At 55.5% G+C, this 8,363-nt stretch carries 11 protein-coding genes; 6 read left to right on the forward strand and 5 right to left on the reverse strand.

From position 1 onward, the window contains the following. Together ACREAY_RS07580 and ACREAY_RS07585 are read right to left on the reverse strand one after the other, a co-directional pair. On the reverse strand, nucleotides 1-486 hold a 486-nt coding region (locus ACREAY_RS07580), incomplete at its 3' end, for a hypothetical protein (protein WP_431755164.1). Nucleotides 487-488: 2 nt separating this feature from the next. Further along, on the reverse strand, nucleotides 489-968 hold the full coding sequence (locus ACREAY_RS07585; RefSeq protein ID WP_431755165.1) for a hypothetical protein: 480 nt from the start codon (nucleotides 966-968) through the stop codon (nucleotides 489-491). 132 nt (nucleotides 969-1,100) lie between these two features. On the opposite strand from ACREAY_RS07585, the gene ACREAY_RS07590 reads away from it, so the two are divergent. From ACREAY_RS07590 to ACREAY_RS07600, 3 genes are read left to right on the forward strand one after another with little or no spacing between them, the layout of a single operon-like run. Next, nucleotides 1,101-1,658, forward strand: a complete 558-nt coding sequence (locus ACREAY_RS07590) for a hypothetical protein (RefSeq protein WP_431755166.1) — start codon at nucleotides 1,101-1,103, stop codon at nucleotides 1,656-1,658. Nucleotides 1,659-1,686: 28 nt separating this feature from the next. Further along, nucleotides 1,687-3,312 (forward strand): type II/IV secretion system ATPase subunit, encoded by a 1,626-nt coding sequence (locus ACREAY_RS07595; protein WP_431755167.1) that lies wholly within the window; start codon nucleotides 1,687-1,689, stop codon nucleotides 3,310-3,312. Continuing rightward, nucleotides 3,312-4,799, forward strand: a complete 1,488-nt coding sequence (locus tag ACREAY_RS07600) for a type II secretion system F family protein (RefSeq protein WP_431755168.1) — start codon at nucleotides 3,312-3,314, stop codon at nucleotides 4,797-4,799. The genes ACREAY_RS07595 and ACREAY_RS07600 overlap by 1 nt, the downstream gene beginning before the upstream one ends. Here the strand turns inward: ACREAY_RS07600 and ACREAY_RS07605 are convergent. Continuing rightward, nucleotides 4,786-5,160 (reverse strand): hypothetical protein, encoded by a 375-nt coding sequence (locus ACREAY_RS07605; protein WP_431755169.1) that lies wholly within the window; start codon nucleotides 5,158-5,160, stop codon nucleotides 4,786-4,788. The two genes, ACREAY_RS07600 and ACREAY_RS07605, sit on opposite strands and share 14 nt — an antisense overlap. Before the next feature lie 129 nt (nucleotides 5,161-5,289). Between ACREAY_RS07605 and ACREAY_RS07610 the strand changes: the two genes are divergently transcribed. Both ACREAY_RS07610 and ftsZ read left to right on the forward strand, forming a co-directional pair. Beyond that, nucleotides 5,290-5,979: a prepilin peptidase gene (locus ACREAY_RS07610; RefSeq protein ID WP_431755170.1), complete on the forward strand. Its 690-nt coding sequence runs from the start codon at nucleotides 5,290-5,292 to the stop codon at nucleotides 5,977-5,979. Between the two features lie 197 nt (nucleotides 5,980-6,176). Continuing rightward, nucleotides 6,177-7,163 carry a cell division protein FtsZ gene (gene ftsZ, locus ACREAY_RS07615; protein WP_431755171.1) on the forward strand — a complete coding sequence of 329 codons (987 nt, stop codon included), beginning with the start codon at nucleotides 6,177-6,179 and terminating at the stop codon, nucleotides 7,161-7,163. Between the two features lie 22 nt (nucleotides 7,164-7,185). Here the strand turns inward: ftsZ and ACREAY_RS07620 are convergent, their stop codons facing one another. After that, nucleotides 7,186-7,512 (reverse strand): transcription factor S, encoded by a 327-nt coding sequence (locus tag ACREAY_RS07620; protein ID WP_431755172.1) that lies wholly within the window; start codon nucleotides 7,510-7,512, stop codon nucleotides 7,186-7,188. Between the two features lie 10 nt (nucleotides 7,513-7,522). Further along, nucleotides 7,523-7,798, reverse strand: coding sequence for an RpoL/Rpb11 RNA polymerase subunit family protein (locus tag ACREAY_RS07625; protein WP_431755173.1), 276 nt, complete (start codon nucleotides 7,796-7,798; stop codon nucleotides 7,523-7,525). 37 nt (nucleotides 7,799-7,835) lie between these two features. On the opposite strand from ACREAY_RS07625, the gene ACREAY_RS07630 reads away from it, so the two are divergent. Next, nucleotides 7,836-8,363 (forward strand): hypothetical protein, encoded by a 528-nt coding sequence (locus tag ACREAY_RS07630; RefSeq protein WP_431755174.1) that lies wholly within the window; start codon nucleotides 7,836-7,838, stop codon nucleotides 8,361-8,363.

The following is an 8,363-nucleotide window of genomic DNA, read 5'->3' on the forward strand; positions in this document are numbered from 1 at the left end:
CTTTAATATCATCCTGCTTGGCACGTCGTTTACGAACGAAACCGTCATTGACACGCCGGCCGGCGCAGAGGCCTTGGCCCGCAGCGTGTCAAGGATGTCGATTGCCAGTTTCAGCTTTCTTGCCGTGTCGTCAAGCTGGTTGATTGCGTCAAAGTAGAGCTCTGCCTGGCCGTTCGCGCCCTTGCCGACAAACACCGAGAAGGGGTCAAACAGGACCCAGCCGGCGTCCGGCATTGTCTTTTCCTTTCTTGCAAGCATCTTGGACATGCTCTTCTTGGGTGCCTTGGGCTTTTCTGCACCGGAAATTGCAGCGGCCATTTCCTGCGACCACTTTTCTTCTTCGCCGCCATTATTGCTTCGCATGATTTCGCCGAGGGTCTCTCTGTACTTGCCCGCGGTTTGACTGTACCTGTCGTGCAGGGATTGCAGATGGGACTCTAGCGCGCCAAAATTGTCAAAGGAAAGCACCTGCGTCGCGATGGCCAATCCTATTCAGTCTCCACGCGCGCCAGCTGCCCCGGCTGGGCCCTCACGCGCTGGAACTGCTTTGACACTTTCTTCAATACCGTTATCTCTTCGGTTGCAGACTCTTTCTTCGCGTCCGCGCCCTGGCTCAGCTTGGGCACTATCTCCCTTATCAGGTCCATGACCTGGCTGCCTTCGAGCTCGGCAAACTTTTTCGTCACGATGTTGCCGGTCGCAAGCATGATGATTATCTCGCCGTTGCTGTTGAGCACCGCGCTCTTTATCGCCGGGAACTCTATGTGAAAGGTCTCTGGCCTCAGCGGAAGCGACGTCTTTAGCGCGCCCATCAGCAGCGAAATCGAGGCGTCTATCGACTGGATGATGGCGCTTTCCTTGGACGAAAGCTCGTATATCTGGAGCGTCTGGTCTACCAAACTGTCGATTCCCGCAAAGAGCGCGGAATTTTTCTCCTCAGGTGTCTGGTGCAGGACTGCCTCTGCCATGCAGAAATACCCGCCTTGTGCGGATATGACGATTTGTATGTTATGCATTACCTACACTGATTTTATTGCGCGTTGTAGCTCTGCTGGACACGCTAGATCTATTATCGATACCTGTGCCTTACAGCCTCTAGAATGAACTTCGGCAAGGTTCAAAAGAGAAGAGGTATCGGAACTGTAATCACTACCCTCATCGTCCTGATCGCTTCAGTCGTGCTGGGTGCAGGAGTAATTTTCTTTGGGGGCAGTCTTTTCCAGACCAACACAGAACAGGAAGCAATTCAGGTGTCCAACTCCCATCTATGGGTAAACAGCACCGCGTCACAAGGCGCATTCGTAGTCAAGAACATAGGCGGTAAGGTCGTGTCCGTAAGTTCTGTCGATGTGAGAGGAACTACAGTACCATTCACTTCGTGGTACTACAACAATACTCAGTCGATCATGACCGCACAAAACATCCAGACTCCGCTCAACTTTGATCTGCAGGGCCTCAACTCAATCAACATCAATGGCGTGAACAGATCATTCACACCCGCAACGGGACCAATATCGCTGAAACAGGGTGAAGTTGCTATCATATATGTAAACAACCCTGCTGGTATATCATCGACCGACAGCGGCGTGGCCTACAACATGAATGTCAAGGCGGGACAGACCAGCGCAGTCCAGTCAGTATCAGTAATCAACGGATAAACCCCACCTCTTTTTTTGGTGGCTTTTTTTGAACCTTAAATTCAAGATAAACAAGCCTGAAAAACAAAAGGACGACGACTTTATCGAGCATTTCAAAGAGCCGGCGTTCGAGTCCGGCCTTTCAGGCCAGCTCCGCAGGGTGGCAAAGTACGTCGACTCTATCTCTGCAGGAGAGCAGGCCGGAATCCCGGAAGGCTACCAGAGCGTGCAGCGCTACTCGCTCGTGCCCCCGTTCTGCTACGCCTCCATCCTCAAGAGCGACGAATATTCAGACATTGTCTATTCGATAGACGAGCTGCCAATGAACGAGGAAGAAACGAAAATCTATGGCAGCATCAAGGAGCTGATCGAGAGGCAGATCGACTCTCCGCGATTGCTTGACAACATCGAGACGAGTTTCATAAGCGAGGTCGGCCGGCTGCTAAAAGACCACCTAGGCGGGACAAAGCCGGTAATGCTTGAAAAGGTAAAGTATTACCTGAAACGCGACATCCTCGGCTTTGGCATAATCGACCCCCTCTTTCACGATCCCTTTATCGAAGACATTACCTGCGGAGGGCCGCAAAAGCCTATCTTTGTCTACCATCGCAACTATGAAGGCCTCGGCACGAATGTCTCGTTCCGCGACGAAGAGGCCCTTGACAGCTTTGTGATGAAAATGGTCCACCGCGCCGGCAAGCACATCAGCGCCGCGCACCCTATAGTGGACGCGTCGCTGCCGGGCAACCACCGGCTGGCGGCGCTTTACAAAAAAGAGGTTACCACGATGGGGTCGAGTTTCACGATACGCAAGTTCCGCGAAGACCCGATAACCGTCGTGGACCTGATAAACTCGGACGCCCTCGACGTCGACATGGCCGCCTACCTGTGGCTAATGCTTGACAACAAAAAGTCGATAATGGTAATCGGATCGACTGGCGGCGGCAAGACCACGATACTGAACGCCATCACTGGCCTGATAAACCCGTCATTCAAGCTCTTTACGGTCGAAGACGTCGCGGAAATAAACATCCCGCACGTCAACTGGTTCAGCCTCGTGTCAAGGGCCAGCTTTGGGCTTGAGAGCCAGGGCGAGATAGGCCTGTTTGACCTGCTGAAATCCGGCATGCGCCACCGGCCCGACTATATCTTGGTGGGCGAGATCAGGGGCGAAGAAGCTTACGTGCTCTTTCAGGCAGTCGCCACCGGCCACGGCGGCATCGCGACGATGCACGCCGATGACTCGGAAGCCGCAGTGCGGAGGCTGCAGCAAAAGCCGATGGACATACCGCCTGCATACGTCCCGCTCATGAACTGCATAGTGACTGTAAAGCGCGTCCGGCTAAAGACCGAGTCGGCGTCGTCCAACGTGATGGCAAGGCGCGTGACGGAGGTGACGGAGCTCTTGTCGCACAACAGCATCAACAGCGTCTTTGCGTGGGACCCTGCATACGACGGCTACCTTGACAACCTCGCCAAGAGCCGCCACCTGCAGAGGATAGCCCTTGACACTGGCGTCGACATGGGCGACATTGCCGAGGACCTTGCAAGGAGAAAGTCAGTGCTCACGTGGCTGTTGAGCAGGGGGATACGCGACTACAAGAGCATCAGCAAGGTGATAGGCATGTTCAACCAGGAGCCGGCACGGCTGATGGAGAAGGTGAAGAGTTCTTGATGCCGCTTTTCAAAAAGGAAAAGAAGGGCAAGGTAAAGGGCGCAAAAGGGCTCGGAGCAAAGCTGGAGCGTGAATTGCCATACGTCGTCACGCTTGTCACGATAATGGCAGCCAGCGGCATCAGCCCGTTTGGCAGCTTTACAAAACTGGCGCGCTACAAGCTGCTGCCAAACATCATGAGCGAGGCGCGAAAAATCGTGAACCAGGTGCACATCCTGGGCGAGGACCCGCTCACCGCGATGGAAAAGAGGGCCAACTCGACCGGATCCAAGCAGTACCGCGACCTGCTGCTCGGATACGTGTCGACGGTGCGCAACGGTGGCGACATTGCAAGTTTCCTCCAGAGCAAGATGAACTCGATATTCGAGTTTGAAGTCGCTATAGCCCGGCAGTCGATAGCCAAGGTCGGCGGGCTCGTGGACGCCTACATGATAATGCAGGTAATAGCGCTGAGCCTGTACGTAGTCGTGGTCGCGCTGTCCTCAATCCCGTCCGGGGACATCCTGCCCGAGTCGTTTTCGTCGCCCCTGTTTTCATACGTGCTCGTGTTCGTGATGCTGCCGGCCATATCGATTGCCATCATGTACGCGCTTGACAGGACGCTGTCGTCGTCGCTCATCGGGGCAAAAGACGTGCTTTTCAAAGGAGTCATTTTTTCAGTGGCGGCCATGGGGGCGTTTGCAGTCCTTGCCGCTGCCGGCATTATACAGCAGGTCATGGACCCTGCGTACGCGTTCCCGATCTTTCTTGCGGCAGCGTCTGCATGGCCTGCATACAAGTCGATGCAGTTTGAGAAAAACATGAAAGGGATCGAGTCGGAAATCCCTTCGTACCTGCGCGACATTGCCGAGTCGAGAAAGGCCGGCCTGTCGCCGGAAAAGTGCATAATATACGCGTCAGAGAGGCAGCGCGACCCGCGCTTTCAGCGAGTCGTCAAGGCGTTTTCAAACCAGCTAGAGTGGGGCATGCCCCTGCGCAAGATCTATGCGAACCTGGCAGAGCAGGTCAAGTCGAGGGTCGCGCTCATCCACTTTCGCATACTCGTCGAGGCGATTGAAAGCGGCGGCGGGTACACCGCGTCGCTTGAAATACTGGCCAAGTCCAGCGAGTCGTCGTACAACATCGAGGAAGAAAAAAAGAGCCTGCTAAAGCCGTACATTTTCATCGCCTTCATGGTCACCGCGCTCATGTCGATAACCACCCTGATGGTGGCCCAGACGTTCATAGACGTGAGCGAGACAATACTCCCCGGCAGCAGCACCGCGGCGGCTGAAGCCCAGACGCAGATATTTTCAATAGGCATAGCGGCCCAGTCGTGGATGACCGGCTTTTTGATGGGCAAGATATCGAGCGGGTCGTTTGCCACCGGCTTTCGCTACGCGATAATCCTGCTTGCCATGTCTGCCGGCGCGGCGGTGTTGACGCTTGAATTCGACATATCGCCGTCGGTGTTCATGAGCCCGCCAAAAGAGGCTACAGCGACTTGAAACGGGATATAATGTCGAGCCTTATTTTTTCCAAGGTGTCGTCGGTGCCGTGCGGGGCGACCACCACCATGTGGAGCCGGGCCGAAAGCGGAACCACCATGACCTTGTACGCCGCGTTGAAAGAAGCAGTCACGTGGTCAAGGATGCCAAACGACTCTGAGGAAACCGCGCAGACCTTTATGACAAGCGCCGTCTGGATGTGGAACTTTTTCAGCTTTGACGGATGGAGGTCCAAAAAGCCCTTTTGCACCACCGTGACCAGGTTGTGGTCCATTATTGCAAGGTACGAAATCCCCTGGTGTGCCTGGAATATGCGGTCTGCTACCTGTTCTAGCGTCTCGCTCGCCGGACGGCTTTCCATCTGGTAGACGCTGCCTGTTCGCAAGAATATAAGGTTTGTACGTAATGCCAGCTTACATACAACTCGGCCCTCGATGTACAGGGCAACTACACGCTAGCCTATAACAGCGCCCATGCGGCAAGCACCGCGATGGAGGAGTGGCGCCTAGCCGCCTCTGTGGTCATGCTCTCGATAGCGGCGGCCTGGGACCTGAGGAGCAGGTCGGTGAGCGACTGGCTCTGGGTGTCTTTTGGGCTGGTTGCCGCCGTCCTGTACGTCGCCGATCCGCCTGCAAACCTTCCCCTCGCCGTCGTGTCGATAGCCGTCACCGGCTCTGTCTCTTTTGCAGTTTATCGCCTTGGGCTCTTTGGGGGCGCCGACTCGCTTGCGCTCTTTGTCCTCGCACTCCTCATGCCGTCATACAGCGGGTCGCTGTCCGGCACCGCAAGCCCGCTGTTCCCGCTGGCCGTCTTTGTAAACGCGCTGGCGCTCTCCACCTGCCAGGTCGCGGTCAACGTCGCGAGGAACTTTATCTCGTGGTCGCAAAAGCGAGAACTCTTTTCAGGCTTTGAGGGCGAGAGCGGTGCAAGAAAGGCAGTCGCCTTTATGGTGGGGTACAGATCTGCAAACCCCACGTTCTCGTTTCCGATAGAGGCCGGCGCCGGCGCGGGCAAGAGGTTTGATTTTGCTGTCAAGCGCGCCGAGAATGCCGAATATGAAAAGGGCAAAGACGTGTGGGTCGCGCCCGGCCTGCCGTTTCTGCTGTACCTGCTTACGGGATTGGTAGTCGCCATGCTCGTCGGCGACCTGACCGGCGTGCTTGCAAGCGCGCTCTTTTAGCAACGCGGTGAAAAAAATGGGAATTGTGAGATGTATTTATCCATTTAGGAAGATACCTGAGCTACTAGCTTCTGTTTATAGTTGCACCTCGACTACTGTGCTCCATGAGTAACTCAGGGTTCACGAACAACATAACGCCAGAAGCCGTTATGGAACAAGAGACAATTCGCGCAGCGATGGAAATGGCGAGGCCACAGGTGAGCGTAGTAGGTGCAGGCGGTGCAGGCAGCAACATCGTATCCTGGATCAAGACTAAGGGGATCACGGGGGGCAAGCTGATTGCAATAAACACCGACGCCGCGCACCTGGGGATAACAAAGGCGGACAGGAGGATACTGATAGGCCCGAAACTTACGAACGGGCGAGGGTGCGGAGGCTATGCCGAAAAGGGCATGCAGGCGACGCGCGAGAGCCTATCAGAGGTCATAAAGGAAGTCCACGGGTCAAACATCGTCTTTCTTTGCGCCGGCCTCGGTGGCGGGACTGGCACCGGCGCGGTCCAGATACTGGCTGACGAGATCAAGAGGGCGACAGGGGCGCTGGTAGTCGGCGTGGTCACGCTGCCGTTCGCAGTCGAGCGCTACCGCTATACGATGGCCAAGGAGGCGCTTGCGAACCTGCAGAGGTCGTGCGACACCGTTGTTGCAATCGACAACAACAGGTTGACGCGCGTTGCCGGCAACCTGCCACTGCAGCAGGCGCTTGGCGTCGCAAACGAGCTGGTTGGCCAGTTCATCAAGGGGACGACTGAGACCATCACGACCGCGTCGCTCATCAACATCGACTTTGCAGACCTCACGGCTATCATGGAAGGCCGCGGGCTTGCCGCGATCGGCGTCGGCTATAACGACGGCATCGACAGGATCGAGCAGTCGACGAGGATGGCTTTGGATACGCAGTTGCTGGACGTCAAGGACATGTCTATGGCTCACGGCGCGCTGGTGCACGTGACTGGCGGCGACGACATCACCCTTGAAGAGGTGACGAGGGCCGGAGAACTGGTCACGAGGAGCCTGCCAAAGGACGTCAGGATCGTGTGGGGCGCAAGGGTCGACCCGACCATGAAGGGCAAGGCGCGGGTGATGGTCGTGCTGACCGGCGTGGAGAGCACGTTTGGCGAGGTCAAGGAAGTGGCGGCTCCAATCGTGGCAGAAAAAAGAAGGCGCTACTTTGGGGTATTCTGACCCCCTCTCCTTATTTTTTAATTTAAGAATAATTTCTCCAGGTGTGCTTGCACTTGGTGCACCTGAAAAACTGTGTGGTCGCCTCGTCAGCCGATCTCGTTTGCAGCATCCACCAGACTGCCGTGTTGTTGTCGCACTTGGGGCACGGGATGTTTATGGAAGGCAGCTCCTCCTTTTCGTCGCCTTCAAGCACCTTCAGCGATGCCTTGCTGCCGGTAATTGCCTTGACTTCTATCACGCCCTTGCCTTCAGACGCGCCCTTTTTTGCCTTGTAGCCGCACTTTGGGCAGACGACGTCGTTTTCGCCGGACGGCTTTAGCCTAGATTCGCACTTGGGGCAGAAACGCAACGGGACCGCCTTACTTTAATGCGGCCTTTATCAAGCCGGCCAGTTCTTTGGAATAATCGATCGCAGACACAGAGGCCTCCTGGATGACTTCGGCCGGGTCCTTCCTCTTGGTCGCGACCCTCATCTTGTAATCCTTGGTCAACGGGTGCTGGAGCATCACCCCTGCAAAATCGACACTCTTTTCCTTCAAGAGCTCGTGCTGCACGATGTAGAGGATCGAGATGTCTTCTTCGCGTATCTTGATCTCTAGTTCGTTGTCCTTGAAATCAGTGATCTCTGCAAGCATGACGTAGCAAAAAGACAACTACTTATTGAGGATATAAATGATACCATCAGAGAAGTTGTCGTCTATCATCAGCGGCGTTGTGCTTGAAAAGTCTCACGACAGTATGAGCGCGGACAAGCCGCTGACCCTCAACCTCAGTTTCAAGGTCGAAGGCGCCATCCGCGAAGCGTTCGTCCAGAAAAACTGGGAAAAGGCATACAACAAGCACGACAACGGCTTTCGCATGACGATTGAAGTCGATGTCAAGTCCGGCCGCAAGACCGTGATGCAGCTAAAGTTCGTGAGAAAGGCCGCGCTGTTCTGGACGAGGAACCCGAAAATCCCGCACAGGATATGGGTGTCGATAGTAAACGACGAGACGCCTCACTACCCGCTGGCAGTCGAAGAGGCGCAGTCGCTCTTGTTTGACGTGAACAAGGTAATAGAGATGTCTGCCGGTGACCTGCCGTCTGGCGCGCACAAGCTCTCTGCCGAGATCAGGGTACACTGGGGGAAGCACGTGTACACCCAACCAGACGAAATAAAGGCCATGTCAATCGAAGTTGAACTTCGAGCAGTAGCCTAG

It is taken from the genome of Nitrososphaera sp. (assembly GCF_050748925.1).
Lineage (GTDB): Archaea > Thermoproteota > Nitrososphaeria > Nitrososphaerales > Nitrososphaeraceae > Nitrososphaera.

Bases quoted from the DNA above. Each gene is read 5' to 3' on its own strand.
- ACREAY_RS07610 (WP_431755170.1), top strand. From the start codon at position 5,290: ATGGAGGAGTGGCGCCTAGCCGCCTCTGTGGTCATGCTCTCGATAGCG.
- ACREAY_RS07585 (WP_431755165.1), bottom strand. From the start codon at position 968: ATGGCAGAGGCAGTCCTGCACCAGACACCTGAGGAGAAAAATTCCGCG.
- ACREAY_RS07625 (WP_431755173.1), bottom strand. From the start codon at position 7,798: ATGCTTGCAGAGATCACTGATTTCAAGGACAACGAACTAGAGATCAAG.
- ACREAY_RS07605 (WP_431755169.1), bottom strand. From the start codon at position 5,160: ATGGAAAGCCGTCCGGCGAGCGAGACGCTAGAACAGGTAGCAGACCGC.
- ACREAY_RS07590 (WP_431755166.1), top strand. From the start codon at position 1,101: ATGAACTTCGGCAAGGTTCAAAAGAGAAGAGGTATCGGAACTGTAATC.
- ACREAY_RS07630 (WP_431755174.1), top strand. From the start codon at position 7,836: ATGATACCATCAGAGAAGTTGTCGTCTATCATCAGCGGCGTTGTGCTT.
- ACREAY_RS07600 (WP_431755168.1), top strand. From the start codon at position 3,312: ATGCCGCTTTTCAAAAAGGAAAAGAAGGGCAAGGTAAAGGGCGCAAAA.